Consider the following 18,923-nt stretch of genomic DNA (forward strand, 5'->3'; position numbering starts at 1 on the left):
ATCGCCGAAGACAGCGAGCGGCAGCCACCACGGTGACCCCTACGGTTCGCGCCCTCTACCTGGCCGATCACAGCGCAGTCTCCCGGATCCAGCGTCACGAACCGGTACGACACGCGTTCGACCGGCTCAACACCTCAGCCGGAGTCATCTGCTCATGCGCCGTCACCACCGACGAAGCGGCCTTCAGCGCCCGCAACCCCGGCGAACTCCACAAAATCCTCCAGATCTACACCGAGGCATTCCGATACCTCCCGATGGACCCGGCGATCGACCCCATCGTCCGGTCGATCCGGCAACAGCTCCGGGCCGCCGGCCAAGGGCGCTCCGCTCAGGCCACCGACCTCCTCATCGCCGCAACCGCGGTCCACTACGGTGCCACCGCCCTGCACTACGACAAACACTTCGAACTCATATCCGCCGCGCACCCCGGTCTGCGTCAGCACTGGATCGTGCCGCGCGGCTCGATCCCCTGAGGCGAAAGGGACTGCTGCACATCGGATGACAGTGTCACCTCCCTACTCCACATGCGAGGTGCGCCAGAGGACGTGCTCGCGGCTGACCGCCTTCTCAGCGTCGGCTACCGCAGAGCCCCAGTGGTTTTCATCGGTGTGCCGCAAGGTTTCAGCGATGAGCGCCAGCTCATTCGACGTGACCGCATAGAGGTTGGATACGCGACTGTCGTGCCGGGCCGACGACCATGCGGCTAAACCCGCGATGGACGCCGCCACCACGCCCGCGAGGTCGAAATTGATGGCGCCGAATGCCTTTGCCAGCGCCGCGGAGACCCCGGCGATCTCGAAGATGAGCGCCGTCATCCCGAGGACCCGTCCGCGGTATCGGTGGCGTGTCGACTTTGCCGCGTACCAACACTGTTGGCCGTGGATGCGCTGTTCGAGGTATTCCTGGCGACGTTCAGCGAAGGAGGACTGGCGCAATGCGCGCATGCGCTCGCTGATGGCAGCGCTCGTCGTGGGCTGAAGTTGCACCTCCGGAAAGCTGCACTGTAGTTGGCGGATCCGGTCTATGAGCCGGCCGTCGGCGTCGGATTCCGACAGCGTGTGTTCGAATGGAGCGCCGCACACAGCGTATTTCCAGGCCACCGCCCTGGCGGCTTCGGCCAGCGCCCGGCCCTCGTGCCAGGTCCGATTGGGGCGCGAGCTCAACAGGCCGATGTCCAGGGTGAGGATGACGACGAAGGTGAGTGCGGTCGCGACAGCAGCCAAGTCTGTGCGCGCCGCCCCCACCCTGAAGCTCACGGCTGCGCAGGCAGCTGCTACGACCGCGAGCACCAACCGGAGGCCGTGACCGCGCAGATAGGCACGTTGGCCGGCCACTGCTGCTTCATCGGCGGCCTGAAATAGGCCCGGTAGGTCATCGAACCGGAGCATCACATCGACCGGCTTCGATGGTGATCATGACCTGACGGTAGCAGCGCGGCTCGCATTCGTCGTGACATTCGTGATCGTGAATTCTGTTGCGGAAGAGACTATTCCAATTCGCGCCGCGCCCCTGCGGGCCACACGATGTCCACACCGATACCACTGCGACGCGCGGAAGCCACTGCGTCGGCCGCGCTGCCCGGCTCCCCCGAGCCGCCGTCCCAGACCGCCAGAAGAGTTTCGATATCGGCCAGGACCATGTCGTTGGCAGCGCGATAGGCGGCCGGGCAGGGCTCGTCGTAGGGCATCACCCGGACCGTCTCGGCGCGTGCGAGCAACTCGTCGAATCCATGTCGTGCATCGGCCGGGACCACCCGCTCCCGATACCGCCGAGCCGGCAGGACGACCTCGAGACGGCCGCCTGCCGACAGGACCGCGCTGGCGAAAATGGTGTCCGCTCCGGGCGCTAGACAGCTCACCCCCACCAGGTCCTCGGCATACGGTTGCAGCCGAGTATTGAACTCGCGCCGGATCAGATCGGCTGTGTGCGAGGTGAAATGGATGTGCCCGGTGACACCGATCCGCGTCACCGCACCTGACCCGATTCGGCGAGGTGTCGTTTCAGCTGAAGACGATCAGGGATCCCATCGTTGCCGAATACCGCACACTTCAGTGCCGCGGACCATGATGCGATATCCAGCGCTGCGCCAATTTCCGATCCCGCCGCGATTGCCCAGGCGAGCGCGCCGTGGAAGGTGTCGCCCGCACCGCAGGAATCTTTGGTGTCCACCGGATAGCCCCGATAGCGATGACTTCCGGTGCCGTCCAGATATGTTCCGCCGAGGGCGGCTTGGGTTGCCACCAGCGCCTGTGGCCGGAAATCCTCGAAGACCCGCTGCATGGCGCTGTCCAGCGACTGACCTGGGTGCCGTTTGGTGAAGAACTTCTCCGGCGCGACGATGTATTCGATGCCGCTCAGAAAGTCCTCGCTCGTCTCCTTGTAGCCTCCGGTGTCCATGACCACCGGCACTCCCATGTCGCGGCAGGTGGTGACCGCAGCCCGGCTCAGCACCGCGTCGGTGCAATCCAGCAGCGCTGTGTCGGCGCAGTCGAAAATTGTCGGCAAGCGGTGCAAGAGTTCCGAATCGGCCGCCGGCTGCGGGAGCCACATCGTCGAGCGGGTTCCGTGATCCGCTGCGACGATCACCGCCGAATGTTGACTGATCTGGTCCCGTTCGAACAGGTTGACATCAATCGGCTCCCGGCCGAGTTCCTGCCGCAACACCTCGGCGTGGACACCGGAACCGCACATGGCGTGCAAACTGACTCCGCCGTCACCGAGTCGTGCGGCGGCTATTGCGCCTCGCCCGGCGGGACCACCGACCACCACCGCGTATTGGCGGACCGGATTCTCACTGTCCTCATCGGGGTGACTGTCCAGCACGTAGAGATAGTCGATGGTGGCCATACCTACGACAGCTACCGTGGGGGACGGATTCACGAGAACTTGCCGGCTATCCATTCGCTTCCTGCCTTGGCTGAGGTCGGGTAGTGGACATCTTCGAGATCGGCATCCTCGGCGATGCGCCGCGTCGTGACGATAACGGTCCCGGCGTTGCGGCGGAGCATGGTTGCCGGCACGCCCGCCGCCTCCGGGAAATGAGTCATCTGGTGGATGATCCGTGCTTTGCTCCGATCGAACCCGAGGACCATCAGCCCGGCGCATTCGATTGCGGACGACAGACCGACGGTGATCACCGATCGGGATGGTTGGTTCGGATCGATGTAACGACGTCCGTGTTCACTCAATTCGACGATGCGGCAGCCATCTTCGGCAATGTCGTCCGGATCTTTGTAGGTGCCGATCTCGTATCCCAGCACTTCTCCCTCCGGCGAGATCGAAATACCGTGCACAGCAGGAGGATGCAGGCGAATGATCCGCTGTGCGGCTTGCACCGGATCGAGGTTTTCGCTGATCTGACCCGACAACAGATGTAGCTGGCGCGGATCAGGACCCAGACCGCGTTCGGTCAATGGCTCGATCAGCGCCTCGAGGACATGCCGGGTACGCGACGAGTGATGGCGAGTGAATACGCCGAAGGTCTCGGTGTCGGAAAGTATAGGCGCCGATCCGAACGGTTTCGGCGCGTACTGGTCAGCGATGCGCAACATGGCGCCGAAGAGCTGCGTCGCGGCCCGCCCGGTCGGCAACACGACACTGCGATGCGGCGCTTCGTTCGCGATACGGAAATAGGTGTGAGCGGCAGCCTCTGCCGCCAGCATCTCGTTGTCGAAGGCCACGACACCAGCAGGCCATCCGGACACTCTCGGGGGCCTGTTCGGCTGTTGAGTTTCAGGCCCGAGGGCACGACCGTCGACCGCCGGGTTCTGCAGATCACCCACCAGGCTGTCGAGTGTTTCGTCCCGCCGATCCAGCCAGTCGACCCATTGGGTGGGCGACAGGAAATAGCCGAGCCCGTGCGGTTGCACGTCCTCCAAACGAACCCAGTAGATCGGCAGCTTGGCCCGATCGGCAAGCGCCACTTCGCGTTTGACGTGAATACTCGTATCGGCGGATGCACAGAACAGCAGCACCAGCGCGGACGCTTCATTGATGGCTTCCGAGATCGCCTCGTCCCACTTCGACCCCGGCGGGACATCCCGGGGCGCCCACCAGGTGGCGATCCCATGCCGCAGGAAGTATCTGGCAATGTGCTCGACCACTGCCCGCTTGCTGCTGTGATAGCTAATGAAGACCGCCATCGACTCCCCCTTGTGCGCGTGGTGCGAACAGAGCCCGGTCACCGCATGAAGATCGGCAGGCCCACGTCAACCGTCAGTTCGATCGCCGCTCGGGCGTGTTGTCCACCGGCACCGTAGTTTACGCTGCCGACTCCTGTGCTCCCACTCGTACCACAGGCCTGATCATCCAGCCCTGCATGATTATCGGCAAGCAATCGATCGGGCAGGTCGTGATCAGCACGCGTCAACGCAGTCGCATGGTCTCCCGACGGCGCGCAGACCGCGCCGGCTCCTACGATCACGCCGTGCGTATCTGGAATGCTCACGCTCACAATGCAATCGGCATCATCGGCATACATCGGGATCGCATCACCGATATCGAACAGCGCGTGGGCGCTCTGCAGGGCACCGGTTGGGAAGGTGTAGCCGCCCGCGCCTACGACCACGCTCACCGCGAGTGGATGAGCGGGGCAAGAGAATTCGTCGATGGCGTTCGCGAGATGAGTGAATCTGCGAAGGAGGCGCATGCGGCCTACAGCCGCGCCCTGGAACTCAACCGGCAGATACTCGACAGCGCCGACACATGATCGTCGACTGGCATACGTACTACGATGTCGCGAGCAAGTGCCGTCAACTCGCCGAGGATCTCCGCGCGGCGGACAAGCCGGTACACAAGGGAGCCGCTTCTACATCGAATTGGACAATTCTATGGTGCCGTTCATGGACCCTACTGGTTGAGCGCCATCTCTCCACATCCGTATATCAGACAGAACATTATCGCCACCGATGACTGATTCCTGGGTGCCGGTACGCGCGGCTGCGAATCTCGCCGGATTACCGCACGCCGGTCACGATCGAGAAGCTGGCCGCGCGCGACCCTGCCTCCGATCGGCCGAGCGACCGGCCCAGATGCCACCGAATATGATTACCCGTCAACGGTGTTCCCGGCACAGATACCGGTGAATTAGAGTCACATCAAACATGGAATGTCGGGACACCGAGGGGCGTTGGCCATGGGGCCACTGCGGCCCACGTTTGCAGGCCAATCCGCAACACAGAGGCGTGAGCACAGGCTGACAGCCACCGCGCCCCATCGACCGAACGTGCCAACCGCTACCGGCATCGACCGCAGCGGCGGCGCGGTGAGTGGTGGTAACGACAAATGGACTCCCCCACAAGTTGCGAGCGATTCCTCTACCCACAGCGCGCTTTACGAATAAGCTAGCCAGCGGGCTGCCGCAGCCACTGTTCCCACCAACAAGCATGAGGTTACGTTGTTAGCTGACGCTCGATAGCGAATCCCCTGTCGCGCTTGTCGGTTCATTCTCTGGAGTCTCCCCCTTTGACAACCCCACGTACTGATCTGTCCGCGGCCCCGGCCGCTCCCGGCTGCCCGGTTCAGCACGCCGGCTCCCCCGTCGACACCGACGGTCCCCGAATCCTGCTGGACACACCGGCATTCGTCGCCGACCCGCACAGCGCGTATCGGGAGATGCGCCGTCGCTATGGGTCTCTGGTGCCGATCGAACTGTCCCCGGGTGTGCCGGCGACTTTGGTCATCAGTTATCACACCGCGCTGCGGATCCTCAACGATCCCGACCATTTCCCGGCCGACCCGCGGTCGTGGGAGAAGACCGTGCCCGAGGACTGCCCGGTCCGCCCGATCATGCAGTGGTATCCGAACGTGATCCGCAATACCGGCGGTGTTCACCTGCGCTATCGGCAGGCGTTCACTGCGGCCTTCGACGGGGTCGACCTGCACAAGCTGCACACCACGGTCGAGAAGATCGCCATCCCGCTGATCAACGAGTTCTGCGAGACCGGTTCGGCGGATCTGTTGTCCCAGTACGCGTTTCCACTGACGTTCGAGGTGCTGAACCGCATGGTCGGCTGTTCGGCCGAGCTGGGCCGGCGGGTGGCCACCGGTATGGCGGCCATGTTCGACACCGTCAACGCCGCCTGGGGTTTGAACCATTTGAGCCAGGCGTTGTCGGAACAGGTCCAGCTGCGCCGCGCGTCCCCCGGCGACGACGTCACCTCGCGGCTGGCCCACCATCCGGCCAAACTCAGCGATGAGGAGATGCTCTACAACCTGATCGTCTTCTACGGCGGCGGTATCGAACCGCAGCAGAATCTGATCTCCAACACGTTGCTGCTGATGATCACCGACGAACGTTTCGGCGGCGATTTCCTCGCCGGCAGCTTGTCCACTCGCGATGCGCTGGACGAGGTGTTGTTCACCGATCCGCCGATGGCGAATTTCTCGATCACCTATCCGCGCCAGCCGATTCTGATCGACAACGTCTGGCTGCCTGCCCATCAACCGGTGGTGGTCAGCCTTGCCGCCTGCAACAACGACCCGTCGATCGAGGGCGGCGACCGTACGGGTAACCGATCGCACCTGGCGTGGGGTGCGGGCCCGCATGCCTGCCCGGCTCGTTCGGTGGCATATCTGGTGGCCCAGGACGCGATCGATCAGTTGCTCGATGCGCTGCCCGAGATCCGCCTCGCTGTCGATCCGGGCGAGATCAGCTGGCGCCCCGGCCCATTCCACCGGGCGATGACCGCACTGCCGGTCACCTTCCCTCCGTCACCTCGACTGAATCTGGCGTAGGCCGGACAGAGACATGCAGGCCGAGCCGGACGGGTGAACCGTCTTCGGCCTGGATTATCCCGGTGGCTCACTTGTCGTTCGAGAGCCACACACTCCCTTGGCGCGCTGCGCCTCTCGCCCCTCCTCCATGGTGTCGACGGTGCGCGCGGCGGGGTCGGTAGCGGCGATTCTCGCGTCACCTCGAGTTCGATCCGATACGGTTTCGACATGGCTCGAATCTGGGCGAGCCGCGAAACCCCTGACAGATAAGCCAAAAGCAGACATTTCGATTCTAAACCTCAGTTCCCTGTAACACTCCTCACAGTCATAGCTATCTCACACCAGGCCGACGCGAACCGTACGCCGGCCGGCTCGCCGCGGGGGAACACCTTCGCGCCGTACAGAGATGAGGGAACTTGACCAATCCACCGAACGCACCGCAGGCGCAATATCCGCAGAACTCGCCGCCGGCCTACTACCCGGCGCCGCCCAAGAAACGGAAGAAGTGGCCATGGGTGCTCGGCGGGATCGTGCTCTTCTTCGTGCTGCTGATGGGTAGCTGCATGGCGTTGGTGGGCGGGGCCGTGAACTCGGTCGACAAGGAGTCCAAGCGCGAGGTGACGGTGACCTATCAGGTCGAGGGGACGGGTCCGGACAGCTCGATCACCTACTCCGGCAGGGACTTCAACATCGCACAGGAAAACGGGGCGACGCTGCCGTGGTCCAAGCAGGTGACCATCGACGGCCTCGGCAAGACGGTCAGCCTCAGTGCGACCAATGACGAGAAGGGCGGCGACGTCACCTGCCGAATCCTGCTCGGCGACAAGGTTATCTCCGAGCAGAAGTCCAGTGGTCCTTTCGCGTCCGCCAGCTGCACCGGGGACGCCGGTCAGAAGTAGTCGACCGGGCCGGCCGCCGAGAGTGCGGTCGGCCCTGCCGCTCCCCGACTCGCAGAAGAGAATCGATGACAGCGCAGCCGCCTGACAACCAGCCCTACGGTCAGCCTCCCTACGGCCGACCTGCCTACGGCCCCGCTCCCTATCCCCCGCCCCCGCCCCCGCCCCGAAAGACCGTGATCTGGCCGTGGATTCTGATCGGCGGCCTGGTGTTGCTGTGCGGTGGATGCTTCGGACTCGTCGGCATCGCCGGGAATTCGGCGAACAAGACGTCGACCGCGGCACCCTCGCCCGAAGCCGCCGAGCAACAGGCCGCGACAACGCCGAGTGGGCCACGCGGACCGGTTGTCGCCACGGCCGGCGCTGAAGTCCGCGACGGCACATTCGCCTTCGTGATCACCGGGATCGACGCACCGGTCGCGACTCTCGGCGACAACCGGTTCCTCAGGCAGACCGCCCAGGGCGAATACGTCGTCGTGCACGCCGATGTCACCAACATCGGCACCACACCGCAGAGCTATTTCGGCTCCAACCAGAAGCTCATCGACGACCGCGGCCGCCGATACACCAACGACACGGTGGCCGAGATCGACATCAACGACCGCGGCGTCATCGGCGCGGAAATCAACCCCGGCAACAAGATCTCGGTCGCCATCGCGTTCGACGTGTCACCTGGGACCGTGCCGGCCACCATCGAGTTCCACGACTCGATCTTCTCCGGCGGTGCGCGGGTGGCGGTGCGATGAGCGGCGACCGTATCGATCGAGCGATGGACGACACACTCTCCGACGACCCGGACCTGGCCGAATTGCCGGTGGCGCAGCAATGCTTGTCCTATGCGGAGATCACCGGGTTCTACAACGAACTCCGTGTCCGGTTCGATTGGACCGATGTCGATCTCGACGCCGCCCTGTCCTCCGATCATCGCGCGGAGTTGCAGGCGTGGCGTGAACGGCATCGGCAGGTGTGGTCGACTCGGGATGTGGCCGCGGTCGGAATCGCGGGGCTCGTCGGCGCACTGTGCGTGTGGTTCGACGCGACCGTCGATCGGCCGCTCGGCAACCGATTCCACCGCCTTGCCGACGGCGAGCGCGGTCGCGGCCGGGAACGGGAGGCCAAGCGCCTTCCGATCGACTTCCTGGGAGCCCAATTCGGCGGTCGCGCGGACCGAATCGCATCCGGTGGCCACGAGCTGCTCCGAATCTTCACGACACTCCGGCAGATTCTCGCCGGTGAATTCCACGGAACTCGCAACGAGGACAGCCCGAGGATCGAGGTCACCGCGGGCGACCGTTTCGACCGAGCGCAGGATTGGCCGGACGCGGCCCGGCGACTGATGCAACATCTCGCGACGGAATTCCTCACCCCCATGAGCCTTCCGATGCCGGGGATGTCGTGGCTGCGTGCGGCCGACAGCGAGATCACGCGACAGTTCGCGCTACACGCCTACTCGGACATGCGAGCCGGTGAGGGATGGAATCAGCGCGACGCCACGATGGTTCCGCCCCTACCCACGACCATGACCGAACTGCTGATCCGCACCCATACCTGTGCCGAAAGTTATCGCGAGTCAGGCAGTTTCACGCCTTCCAACGACCGATATCGCCGAAAACAGAACGAACTCCTGCTCGCGGCGCACACGCTGGTTGCCGCGGCCTCGCTGGGCACGGCGACAGCGCAACTGCTCGCCATTCGAACCGAACGCGGCGTCCTGGATCCCGCGATTCGGCACCTCCAGCTGCCCGCGCTGGTCCGCGCCGGATGGCTGGCGATCAATGTCGTCGGCGACGCGCGGTCGGCGACCGAACATCCGGCTCGCAGCTGGGACGAGCTGGTCCTGCAGATGGAGGAACTCGACCTGCCCGGGCAGCTGGCGAGCCGCATCGAGGGTTAGGCAGACGTCCCGAAACTCGATTCCTTCAGCTGGTAATGGGCGTTGGTTCGGACGGTGAACGCTCGGGCAGGGCGTGGGGCAACCGGCGCACGGCGGTGGAAGCGAGTGGAGCCAGGGCTGCGGCTGCGGCGAGAATGCCGGTGACGAGGGCCACGTGAAAACCTCCGAGTGTGCCGGAGAGCGGGCCGATACACGATTGGCCGATCGGGATCGCTGCGTAGGACAGTAGATTGTCGTAGGACGACACTCGGGAGATGGTGTGTTCGGGCACGTGTTCCTGCAGCGAGGTATCCCAGCTGATCGCCAACGCCGACATCCCGGCCCCGCCGACGAAGGCGGCGATGATCAGCCACGATGGCGCCAAGTGTGCACCGAGCGCGATCATCGGCAGGGCGGACAGCACGCCCATGAGTAGTCCGAACCGTAAAAGGTGTCCCATGAGCAGGCGGGACATCAGCGCGCTCATCAGCAGCATGCCCAGCCCTCGGGCCGACAGCACGAACCCCCAGAGCTGTTCTCCGGAGAGGTGTTTGGTCAGGGCGGGGCCGAGGATCTGCCAGCTTCCGGTCAGGACCAGGTTCACCACGAAGAAGGCGACTGTCACCGTCCAGATCCACGGTGTCGACCGGAACTGCGCCCAGCCTTCACCGATCTCGGCCAGCAGACTACGCGCGGCCGAGGTCACCGGTGTCGCCAGCGGTAACCGGGCCAGGCACACCGCCGCGGCAAGGAAGCTGGCCGCATCCCCAGCTATCGCCGCACCGCTACCGACCGTCGCGACAATCACGCCCGCCGCGCCCGGCCCGAGGATCTTCGTGGCGTTGCGCGCCATACCCAGCAGCGAATTCGCCTGGCGGAGCTGGGATTTATCGACCAGGTCGGATACCACCCCACGCAAGGCCGGTGTGGTGAACGCGGCCAGGACACCGTTGCCGCACTCCAGCAACGCCACCGCGGGCAACCAATAGTGTCCGGTCAACAGCAGCACCGCGACACTGCCCTGGGTGAGCGCGGAACCTGCATTGGTCACCAGCAGCACCGTCCGCCGGGAGTAGCGGTCGGCCATCGCGCCGCCGATCAGCAGGAATGCCAGCATCGGCACCGTGCGGGCCACCAACACCACACCGAGCTGCCCGATGCTGCCAGAGGCATCCAGCACCGCGAACGCCACCGCCACCGGAGCCATCGCACTGCCCGACAGTGACACGGTCTGCCCGAAGAAGAACCACCGGAATCCCGCATGCCGCAGGGGAGAAAAACGCATTTGCACGAGTCTGCGGAGCGGACCACGGTTCGACTAATGTTTCGGATGGAGGCGAAACATGGTCAGGCTTCGGCTGAACGCGGCGGCGGTGTCCCAGTCTCGGTTCGCGCTGTCCCCGCTTGCCGAGACCTTGGGGTCGGTGCTCGTGTTGGGCAAGGACGGGCCCGCCAAGCCGTGGCTCGCCTCCTGGTACGGGCGTCACCACACCGATTTCCTGGCCGGCCTCGATGGTGACCCGTTCGCGATCGGTCTGGTCCGGCTGCTGGCCACCACGAAATGGATACCGCGGTTCGTCGCGATCCCCCCGCCCGGCGGGATGCGAACAACACTCGACGACGAACTGGCCGCGGTCGCCGCCATGCCTGACGCGCTTGTGCGCACCGAACTGGAGCTTTCGGTGGCCAACAGCTGGCTGCGCCATGACCTGGACTGGCTGACCGGGCACAGCTGGGGAGCCAGAACCTCCGACATGCTGCGGTCGGCTTGGCGGGCATATGTGTTTCCGGAATGGCCTGGTCGCCGTGCGGTATTGGAGCGCGAGATCACCTATCGCTCCGGTGTGCTGGCCCGTGAGGGCTGGCCGCCTGCGCTGCGGCACATGGCCCGGCGCAGCGCCTGGGTCGGGTCGGACACGATCCAGTTCGGTACGCAGGACGCTCCGGACCGTATAGTCGGCGACGCTGGAATGCTGTTCGTGCCGGTCACCCATACCAGTGGCTCCTGGTTGTGTGAGGCGCCACCGGACCGGCGCGCGCTGGTCTACCCCGCCCGGGGTTTCGCCGTCGAGGATCGCGAACCGGTCGATACCGCTCTGGAGCGGCTGATCGGCCACAACCGCGCCGCGATCCTGCGCGAACTCGAACGACCAGCGACCACCAGCGAACTGGCCACCTTGTTCGACCTGTCCCTGGGCACCGTCGGCGGGCACCTGACGGTGCTGCGCGACGCCGGACTGATCACCGGCACCCGGATGGGCCGCAGAGTCACCTACCGCCGCACCGAAGCCGGGGACCTGCTCATCGCCATCAACCGGGGATCGAACCGCAATCACAACGAACACGGCCACCACATCGGCTGATCACAGACTCGATCCCGGGCCAGGGCGATACGTCGTCCCCATGGGGCTCACCGCCGCCGCGCGGTCCCGACCACCAACGGCACAATGGTCGGCATCATCGTCGGCATTCGCGTGTGCTCGATCTCGTCGATGTCGAAATCGCTTGCCTCCAGCAGGGATTCGAAATCTCGGTTGGCGTGGCAGCCGTCGGCGAGGCGTCGTTGCAGCGGGGTGATCAGGTCTTGCACTCCTGCGCGCAGGCCGGTGCCGCGAACGTGTTCGTGGAAGAGGAACTGGCCTGCGGGGCGGAGGACGCGGTGGAGTTCGCTCAGGGCTCTTGCCGGGTCGCGGAGCGAGCAGAACACCAGGGACGCGGTGACGGTGTCGAAGCTGGCGTCGGGGAATTCCAGGTTGTGGGCGTCACCGTCCACGATGGCGATCGGGACGTCGGGCGCGTCGTCCCGCGCCGCCAGCTGGGCGCGCATCACCGGGTTCGGTTCGAGTAGGACGAGTTCGTCCAGGTCGTCGGGATAGTTGGGGAGCGACAGGCCGTTGCCGACGCCGATTTCCAAGGTGCGGCCGCGCGCGCGGGCGAGCTGGGCGCGGCGCATATCGGCTTGGCCGGCTCGATCGACGCGGGCCATGAAGCCGGGATACCAGCGAGCGAATTGGCGCTGGCCGAAGGTTGCGGTAGTCATGCAGACGAGTCTGGTCTGTGACAGCGGGCCACGTCATGGCCCTTTCGGGCCATTGTCGGCGACCGCAACGCCCAGCGCCTCGCACGATCATCTCTTGTCGTGAGACCCTGACGAGACGACGCGTTAGAGGGACATCATGTTGCGCATCGAGGACCAGGTAGTTCGTCATGTGACGACCGTCGGTGGCGACGTCGCCTATTCGGCGGTCGGCACGGGTCCCGCGCTGCTGATCGGCGGCTGGTGGTGCAGTCATCTGACCCTCAACTGGGAGGATCCCCGGTTCCGGGCATTCCTGTCCCGGCTGACTGAGCGATTCACCGTCATCCGATACGACCAACCCGGGCGCGGTATGTCCGGGCCCGCCGGATCTCCACTCGATCTGGACGGTGAGATCGCCGTGACGGCCGACATCATTGACGCGCTCGAATTGGAGCGCGTCGCCGTGCTCGGCGCGTCGTCGGGTGGGGCGGTCGCGGCGGGCATCGCGGCGCGGCTACCCCGACGGGTGCATCGGCTGGTGCTCTACGGCGCGTTCGCCCGGGGATCGGATATCGCGCCGGCCAGTGTGCGGGAAGCGCTGGTGAACACCATCTCCGCGCACTGGGGGCTGGGCTCGCGTCTGCTCGCCGATATCTTCGTCCCCGGCGCGGACAACGCCGAACGTGAGCGGTTCGCCCGGTTCCAGCGCCTGTCCGCGACCGCCGAACAGGCCGCGCGATCACTGTCGGCCACCTACGAACTCGATGCGACGGATTATCTTGCGGCCGTGACAGTTCCGACGACGGTGCTGCACCGCCGCGACGATCGCGCGGTGCCCTTCGCGCTGGGCGCCGACGTCGCTCGCCGCGTCCGCCGGGCAACCGTGGTCGAACTTCACGGCGAGGATCATTTCCCGTGGCGCGGGGACGCGACCGCTGTGGTCGACGAGATCCTGCGCGGGCTCGGGCATCCGGTGCGGTCCCGGCCGGTCCCAGCGGGACCCGACGCGGTGACCGAGCGGGAACGGGAGATTCTCCGGCTGGTCGCCGACGGGCTGACCGACGCGCAGATCGGCGAACGGCTGATGCTGAGTCCGCATACGGTTCATCGGCACGTCGCCAACGCTCGCACCAAACTGGGGGTGCGGTCGCGGGCGGCTGCCGCGGCGGCAATCAGAGCCGACCGCTCGGACCCCACACCCTGATCACGCACCTCGAGGGCTTCCTGTATATACCGCTACGTTTCGAATTCGTTTGCGACGGATCCCACTGCCGCGACGGCGTTCAGCTGGACCGCGACCATCCTGTTGATCGTCGCGGCAGTGGCAGCGGTGCGTTCGGTCATATCGAGCCTGACCGAAGTCGAGACCATCGGAAAGAAGAGCGTCGAAGTCGTCACCACGCGGGCCAGCGTCGACGAAAAGTACGCCACCGGCCTCGAGCGGATCGGCAAGGCCGTGGACTCGATGTCGCAGTAGAAGCGACCGTCGGCGACGAGGGTCTTTCGGACGTGCCCCACCGGGCGTTCCGTCTCTACCGGTGCTCCGCTCCCGGCGGATAGCGTCGGTTGCTGAGTGGTGCGGCCGAGCCGACAGGGTTCGGCAGCGCCTATTCGACGACGAGTATTCGAAGGCGAACTGATGGGCGATCCACGCGAATCTCATCTGACCCAGTCGGATTTGTTCTCCTGGAGTATGGAGCGCGATGCCATTCTGCGCTCGACAGTGGTGTCGACTCTGATGTTGGATACCACCCCGGACGTGGATCGATTGCTGCGAATGATCGACCGTGGAACGCGGATGGCGCCGAGGTTCCGCGACAAACTGGTCGCGTTGCCGATCGGCCTGGCTCCGCCCCGGTGGACCCCGGACACCGATTTCGATTTGTCATGGCACGTGCGTCACGTCGCGTTGCCCGCGTCGACAGATGCTTCCTCGGTCCTGGAATTCGCCCGCTGCGAGGCGATGACCGCCTTCGACCCGGCACGACCACTGTGGCAGGCGACGCTGCTGAGCGGACTGAGCGGCGGGAGGGCCGCGCTTGTTCTCAAGTTTCATCATTCGCTGAGCGATGGTGTGGGCGGCATTCAACTGGCGAACGAGATTGTCGATTTCACCCGGGCCGGGCGCGATCCGGAACCGGTTCCCGAGCGCCCTGTCGCACAGCGCCGCGGGCTGCCCGCCATCGTGGCCTGGAATTGGGCCGTCGGCTCGGCACTGGCGCGCAGCGGTGCGTCACGGCTGCCGCTGCTGGCTCGGCGAGCTGTGACAGCTCCGATTCGAACCGTCCGCGACAGCGCGGCCATGGCGATTTCGTTCGGGCGTCTGGTGCGCCCGGTCACCGATACCTGGTCCCCGGTGATGACGCGGCGCGGTCTCGGACGACGGTTGGCGACCCTCGATGTCCCCGTCGCGGACTTGCGTGCGGCAGCGCATACCGCGGACTGCACGATCAACGACGCCTTTCTGGCCGCGGTCGTCGTGGGTTTGCGCACCTACCATGCCCGCCACGGCGCGGATGTCGAGCGGCTTCGAGTGACGATGCCGATCAGCCTGCGCAGGGCGGGCGATCCGATCGGCGGGAATCGCCTCACGTTGTCCAGGTTCGCGCTTCCAGCCGACCGCGCGGACCCCGCGGACGTGATGCGGGGCCTGCACGAGGCGATCGTGGGGTGCCGCAGCGAACCCGCACTGCCGTATTCGGCTGCCGCGGCGGCCATCCTGAATCGCTTGCCCGTCGGCATGGTGACCGCCATGCTGAAACATGTGGACTTCGTCGCGTCGAACGTCCCGGGCTCACCGGTACCGATGTATGTCGCCGGCGCGAAAGTCGAGCGGATGTATGCCTTCGGTCCCACGATCGGCACGGCGTTCAACGTGACCCTGATCTCCCATGTCGGGACCTGCTGCGTGGGGATCAACGCGGACACCGCCGCCGTGCCGGATCTCGAAGTGCTGAAGGATTGTCTCATCGACGGCTTCCGCACCGTGCTCGAGGTGGCGACCGCTCATCCTTCCGGCGAATTCGATAATGCCGCAGGTGAATTCACTGGTCACGATCAGGTCCAGGGCCCGCGCCGGTGACGATCTCCCACCGCCGTGTCCTGATCCCGGCCGCCGCCATCGCATGGAGGCTGGACGCTCACCGGTTCGATCCGGAAGACGGGGCAACGGCTCGCGGCGGCGGCGAAGCTGTCCGGGGAGCTGGATTCGGCCACCCCGTTTCTGACGAATGCCTGTGCTCCCCTGGGGTTTTGGCGGGGGAACGCGCGTAGCACGGGGACGCGCTGCGGCTCGGTCACTTCGATCAGGTCGACGATCCGGGACTTCCGGCCGCGAGCGAGCACACCGTGTCCGGCGACGCGAGCGTTCTTGACCCAATCGGCATCGGGATAGGCCTGGACGAGGTACTCGACGCCGTCGACGAGTATCGGCGCGACCGGGGTGGTTCGTGGTGTTCCCGTAGCGCGGCCCTTGACCGTGAGCAGATGAATCGGGCCGAACGGCATGCCGATTCGATCGGCGAATACGACGACCCGATTGCGGAGACCGCGTGTCGTGGACGGCGTGTGGCGTTCGTCGCGCAGCCGGCCGACGCCGGCGGTGGCGGTGGCGGTGGCGGTGAACCCGATGACCACCGCGATCACCAGAGCGAAGGCGAGGAGCGCGCAACCGGTTCGGGTGACATGCAACAGTTCCCAGCGTCGCAGGATATCGGCGTAGTCGGCGGGCGGGGTACCCACTGCCCATCGTTTGATCTGCTGATTGATCGGGACGTTCCCGAATCGGGTCACCAGGAATGAGGTGACCAGCAGCGCGGCGGCGGTCGCGGCGACCCACCGCCGGCCGCCCCGCGATCGCGCCGCGAGCAGCAGGGTACTGAGCACCGCCAGACCCATCAGCGATTGCATGACCGGCCCGTTGACCCGCATGAGTGCGACGTGGAAGGTGAACCGAACATCAAGGGGCACTTCGCGAAACGCGTACAGCACATTCACGGCGCCGTAGCCGAACGCGCCGGCCAGCAATCCGGAGAACAGGAGGGCGGCGCCCCGGACGGATTTCGACAGCATCGAGACTCCCATCGGATATCGCAACCTCGAGTTGCGATAGTGTCAGCATGCTCGCCCGCAGTCGATATCGCAACTAGGAGTTGCAATGAGTTCGTCCGCACCGCTGGGGCGTGGACCGAAGGTCCGCGCCGCCGTGCTCGCCGCCACCGTCGACGAGCTGAGCGAACGGGGATACGCCGCGTTCACGATCGACAACGTCGCCCAGCGCACCGGTGTGCACAAGACCACCGTCTACCGGCGATGGCCCGATCGCGACAGCCTGATCGCCGAGGCGCTGACCGACAGTGTCGCCGCGAAAATCCCGATCCCCGATACCGGTTCGGTCGACGACGACCTGCGCGCCCTCGCGCGCAGCCTCGTCGCATGGGCCGACAGCGCCTCCGGCCGCGCCATCGCGGCCGTGCTGGTGTCCACCGCCGCCGGCCTGCCCGCACCACCCAATTCCGCTCGCCACGTGTTCCGCGACCGGATTCGGCAGACGCTGCCGGTCGTGACGCGCGCGACCGCCCGTGGCGAGATCCCCGACGGCACCGATCCGGCCGAGATGATCAAGACGCTGGTGGCGCCGATCTACTTCCGCGTGCTGATCACCGGCGAGCCGGTGGACGACAGCACCGCCGACGCTGCCGCGAGAGTGGCGCTGACGGCCGCGCGTGCCGGCCTGTTCACCTGAACCGCAGCGGCGAGGGGGTGCATTCGATGTCGATCCGCCCCGGTATGGCGCTCAGAATCGACCGGCGGCGAATCCGGTCAACAAGACCAGGAAGCCGCCGATCTCACCGACGATCAACAGCGCCAGGATGACCCGCATACTCGGCGGGGCGTTGTGCATCTGATTATCGGTTTCACCCCGCAGGCCGAGCCGGACGTAGTTCGCGATAGTGATGACGAACATCGCGATCATGGCTCCCGCGGCCACGGAGTTCACCACCGCGGGCCAGCCGGACAGCTCCACGAACAGCGAAATAAGAACGACCGCAAAGGAATACATCAGGGCCGCACGGTGCGCGATGTCGATGTAGGGATGCGCCAGGCCGTTCGCGGACGCGGTCATCGCCTGCCATTTCCACACCCCGAGCACCAGCGCCGACAAGAAGATCAACCCGCCGGAGAACAGCACCACGGCGGTTTCCGTGTGAACAACCACGTTCGTACCTCATCACTCGAGAACCAACCCACAGGTCGGTAATGCGAGGCGAGTGTAAACCGGGCAGGTGTCGGATTCGGTCCCGAACCCTGCTGCCACGGACGGGGATAGCGCGGACTACTCCGCCATGGCGTGCGCCCGCTCGACCACACTCGTGGGCACCTTCGGCAGCGCACCGGGATATTCCCGCCCGAGCCATGCCAGCAGTTCCTCTCGCACCGCGCACCGCAGCGTCCACACGTCGTCGGCGTTGCGGGCGGACATGGAGGCGCGAACCTGGATTCCGAACGGAGTGCTGTCGGTGACGAGGAGGTTCCAGTTCCGGCCGTCCCAGTCGTCGCGGCTGCGCAGGTAGGCGCGCAGGTGGTCGCGCAGTTCGTCGACCGGCGTGCTGCTGTCGAGGTAGAGGAAGACGGTGCCGGTGATCTGAGGGCCGCCTTTGGACCAGTTCTCGTAGGGCTTGGAGTTGAAGTACGAGACGGGCATGGTGAGGCGGCGGTCGTCCCAGATCCGGACGGTCAAGAACGACAGGGTGATCTCCTCGATCGTGCCCCACTCCCCCTCGACCACGACGGTGTCGCCGATCTTCACCGAATCCCCGAAGGCGATCTGCAGACCGGCCATGAGGTTGGCGAGCGTGGATTGCGCGGCCACACCGGCGATGATGCCGATGACGCCGGCGGAGGCGAGCAGTGAGGTGCCGAGAGTTCGCAGATTCGGGAACAGCAGCAGGATCGCGACGGCCGCGGTGGTGATCGCCAGCACCGTGGTGATGATGCGCCGGACCAGGGTCAACTGGGTGTGCAGGCGTCTGACCCGGGCGGTGTCGGTGGCCCGTCTGGCGTACTTGTCCAGTGTGTTCTCGGCGATCGCGTCGACGGCGCGCATCACCAGCCAGGCCGCGGACAGGATGGCCATCGCCGCCAGAATGTTCAGCACGACCCCGTCGTGTCGCAGCTGGATCCGGGCCAGCGGATAGGTGAAATGCAGGGCGAGTGTCGCGAGGAAGATCTGCAGTGGCAGATGGATGCGCCGCAGCAGGGCGGGTAGCCGGTTCCGAGGATGTTTGTCGGCGGCGTGGGACAGCAGGCGGTCGGCCAGTATGCCGATGGTGATGGTGACCGCGAGGGTCACCGCGAGGACCACCAGCGGTCGAAGTACCTCCTCCAAGGCTTCCAACTCCTCGCGACGACTGCATCTCGG

The 18,923-nt window shown here is 65.6% G+C and carries 20 protein-coding genes; 11 read left to right on the top strand and 9 right to left on the bottom strand.

Annotated elements, in window-relative coordinates; genetic code table 11:
* The first annotated feature begins 32 nt into the window (after positions 1 to 32).
* Positions 33 to 473 carry a PIN domain-containing protein gene (locus tag LKD76_RS21610; protein ID WP_227983204.1) on the top strand — a complete coding sequence of 147 codons (441 nt, stop codon included), beginning with the start codon at positions 33 to 35 and terminating at the stop codon, positions 471 to 473.
* Positions 474 to 515: 42 nt separating this feature from the next.
* Here LKD76_RS21610 and LKD76_RS21615 read toward each other — a convergent pair whose 3' ends face one another.
* The 4 genes from LKD76_RS21615 to LKD76_RS21630 all read right to left on the bottom strand — a co-directional run bounded on the left by LKD76_RS21615 (position 516) and on the right by LKD76_RS21630 (position 4,142).
* Positions 516 to 1,388 carry a DUF4231 domain-containing protein gene (locus tag LKD76_RS21615; protein ID WP_227985357.1) on the bottom strand — a complete coding sequence of 291 codons (873 nt, stop codon included), beginning with the start codon at positions 1,386 to 1,388 and terminating at the stop codon, positions 516 to 518.
* 98 nt (positions 1,389 to 1,486) lie between these two features.
* Positions 1,487 to 1,969, bottom strand: a complete 483-nt coding sequence (locus LKD76_RS21620) for a hypothetical protein (protein WP_227983206.1) — start codon at positions 1,967 to 1,969, stop codon at positions 1,487 to 1,489.
* Entirely contained in the window at positions 1,966 to 2,901 is a 936-nt protein-coding gene (locus tag LKD76_RS21625) for a PfkB family carbohydrate kinase (RefSeq protein ID WP_227983208.1), read from the bottom strand. Before LKD76_RS21625 ends, LKD76_RS21620 begins: the two co-directional genes overlap by 4 nt.
* Positions 2,877 to 4,142 (bottom strand): TIR domain-containing protein, encoded by a 1,266-nt coding sequence (locus tag LKD76_RS21630; protein ID WP_227983210.1) that lies wholly within the window; start codon positions 4,140 to 4,142, stop codon positions 2,877 to 2,879. Before LKD76_RS21630 ends, LKD76_RS21625 begins: the two co-directional genes overlap by 25 nt.
* 176 nt (positions 4,143 to 4,318) lie before the next feature.
* On the opposite strand from LKD76_RS21630, the gene LKD76_RS21635 reads away from it, so the two are divergent.
* From LKD76_RS21635 to LKD76_RS21655, 5 genes are all read left to right on the top strand, one after another.
* The gene (locus tag LKD76_RS21635) at positions 4,319 to 4,708 is read left to right on the top strand and encodes a WXG100 family type VII secretion target (RefSeq protein ID WP_227983221.1); all 390 of its coding nucleotides are present in this window, start codon (positions 4,319 to 4,321) and stop codon (positions 4,706 to 4,708) included.
* A gap of 755 nt (positions 4,709 to 5,463) precedes the next feature.
* On the top strand, positions 5,464 to 6,735 hold the full coding sequence (locus tag LKD76_RS21640) for a cytochrome P450 family protein (protein ID WP_227983223.1): 1,272 nt from the start codon (positions 5,464 to 5,466) through the stop codon (positions 6,733 to 6,735).
* Positions 6,736 to 7,130: 395 nt separating this feature from the next.
* Entirely contained in the window at positions 7,131 to 7,613 is a 483-nt protein-coding gene (locus LKD76_RS21645; protein WP_227983226.1) for an MmpS family transport accessory protein, read from the top strand.
* 65 nt (positions 7,614 to 7,678) lie between these two features.
* Entirely contained in the window at positions 7,679 to 8,356 is a 678-nt protein-coding gene (locus tag LKD76_RS21650; RefSeq protein WP_227983227.1) for a DUF4352 domain-containing protein, read from the top strand.
* 23 nt (positions 8,357 to 8,379) lie between these two features.
* The gene (locus tag LKD76_RS21655; protein WP_227983228.1) at positions 8,380 to 9,504 is read left to right on the top strand and encodes a hypothetical protein; all 1,125 of its coding nucleotides are present in this window, start codon (positions 8,380 to 8,382) and stop codon (positions 9,502 to 9,504) included.
* 25 nt (positions 9,505 to 9,529) lie between these two features.
* Here LKD76_RS21655 and LKD76_RS21660 read toward each other — a convergent pair whose 3' ends face one another.
* Positions 9,530 to 10,768 carry an MFS transporter gene (locus LKD76_RS21660; protein WP_227983229.1) on the bottom strand — a complete coding sequence of 413 codons (1,239 nt, stop codon included), beginning with the start codon at positions 10,766 to 10,768 and terminating at the stop codon, positions 9,530 to 9,532.
* Between the two features lie 58 nt (positions 10,769 to 10,826).
* Between LKD76_RS21660 and LKD76_RS21665 the strand changes: the two genes are divergently transcribed.
* Entirely contained in the window at positions 10,827 to 11,846 is a 1,020-nt protein-coding gene (locus LKD76_RS21665) for an ArsR/SmtB family transcription factor (RefSeq protein WP_227983230.1), read from the top strand.
* Between the two features lie 47 nt (positions 11,847 to 11,893).
* Here LKD76_RS21665 and LKD76_RS21670 read toward each other — a convergent pair whose 3' ends face one another.
* Positions 11,894 to 12,523 (bottom strand): class I SAM-dependent methyltransferase, encoded by a 630-nt coding sequence (locus LKD76_RS21670; protein ID WP_227983231.1) that lies wholly within the window; start codon positions 12,521 to 12,523, stop codon positions 11,894 to 11,896.
* A gap of 136 nt (positions 12,524 to 12,659) precedes the next feature.
* Here LKD76_RS21670 and LKD76_RS21675 point away from each other — a divergent pair, with 136 nt between their 5' ends.
* The 3 genes from LKD76_RS21675 to LKD76_RS21685 all read left to right on the top strand — a co-directional run bounded on the left by LKD76_RS21675 (position 12,660) and on the right by LKD76_RS21685 (position 15,584).
* The gene (locus LKD76_RS21675; RefSeq protein WP_227983232.1) at positions 12,660 to 13,706 is read left to right on the top strand and encodes an alpha/beta fold hydrolase; all 1,047 of its coding nucleotides are present in this window, start codon (positions 12,660 to 12,662) and stop codon (positions 13,704 to 13,706) included.
* Between the two features lie 117 nt (positions 13,707 to 13,823).
* The gene (locus LKD76_RS21680) at positions 13,824 to 13,979 is read left to right on the top strand and encodes a hypothetical protein (RefSeq protein ID WP_227983233.1); all 156 of its coding nucleotides are present in this window, start codon (positions 13,824 to 13,826) and stop codon (positions 13,977 to 13,979) included.
* A 162-nt stretch (positions 13,980 to 14,141) separates the two neighbouring features.
* Positions 14,142 to 15,584 carry a wax ester/triacylglycerol synthase domain-containing protein gene (locus LKD76_RS21685; protein ID WP_227983234.1) on the top strand — a complete coding sequence of 481 codons (1,443 nt, stop codon included), beginning with the start codon at positions 14,142 to 14,144 and terminating at the stop codon, positions 15,582 to 15,584.
* Here LKD76_RS21685 and LKD76_RS21690 read toward each other — a convergent pair.
* Entirely contained in the window at positions 15,560 to 16,573 is a 1,014-nt protein-coding gene (locus LKD76_RS21690; protein ID WP_227983235.1) for an anthrone oxygenase family protein, read from the bottom strand. The two genes, LKD76_RS21685 and LKD76_RS21690, sit on opposite strands and share 25 nt — an antisense overlap.
* Before the next feature lie 85 nt (positions 16,574 to 16,658).
* On the opposite strand from LKD76_RS21690, the gene LKD76_RS21695 reads away from it, so the two are divergent.
* Positions 16,659 to 17,246, top strand: coding sequence for a TetR/AcrR family transcriptional regulator (locus tag LKD76_RS21695; RefSeq protein ID WP_227983236.1), 588 nt, complete (start codon positions 16,659 to 16,661; stop codon positions 17,244 to 17,246).
* A gap of 51 nt (positions 17,247 to 17,297) precedes the next feature.
* Here LKD76_RS21695 and LKD76_RS21700 read toward each other — a convergent pair whose 3' ends face one another.
* Both LKD76_RS21700 and LKD76_RS21705 read right to left on the bottom strand, forming a co-directional pair.
* The gene (locus LKD76_RS21700; protein ID WP_227983237.1) at positions 17,298 to 17,720 is read right to left on the bottom strand and encodes a hypothetical protein; all 423 of its coding nucleotides are present in this window, start codon (positions 17,718 to 17,720) and stop codon (positions 17,298 to 17,300) included.
* A 117-nt stretch (positions 17,721 to 17,837) separates the two neighbouring features.
* The gene (locus LKD76_RS21705; RefSeq protein ID WP_227983238.1) at positions 17,838 to 18,890 is read right to left on the bottom strand and encodes a mechanosensitive ion channel family protein; all 1,053 of its coding nucleotides are present in this window, start codon (positions 18,888 to 18,890) and stop codon (positions 17,838 to 17,840) included.
* Between the last annotated feature and the right edge of the window lie 33 nt (positions 18,891 to 18,923).

The organism is Nocardia spumae (assembly GCF_020733635.1).
GTDB classification, from domain to species: domain Bacteria; phylum Actinomycetota; class Actinomycetes; order Mycobacteriales; family Mycobacteriaceae; genus Nocardia; species Nocardia spumae.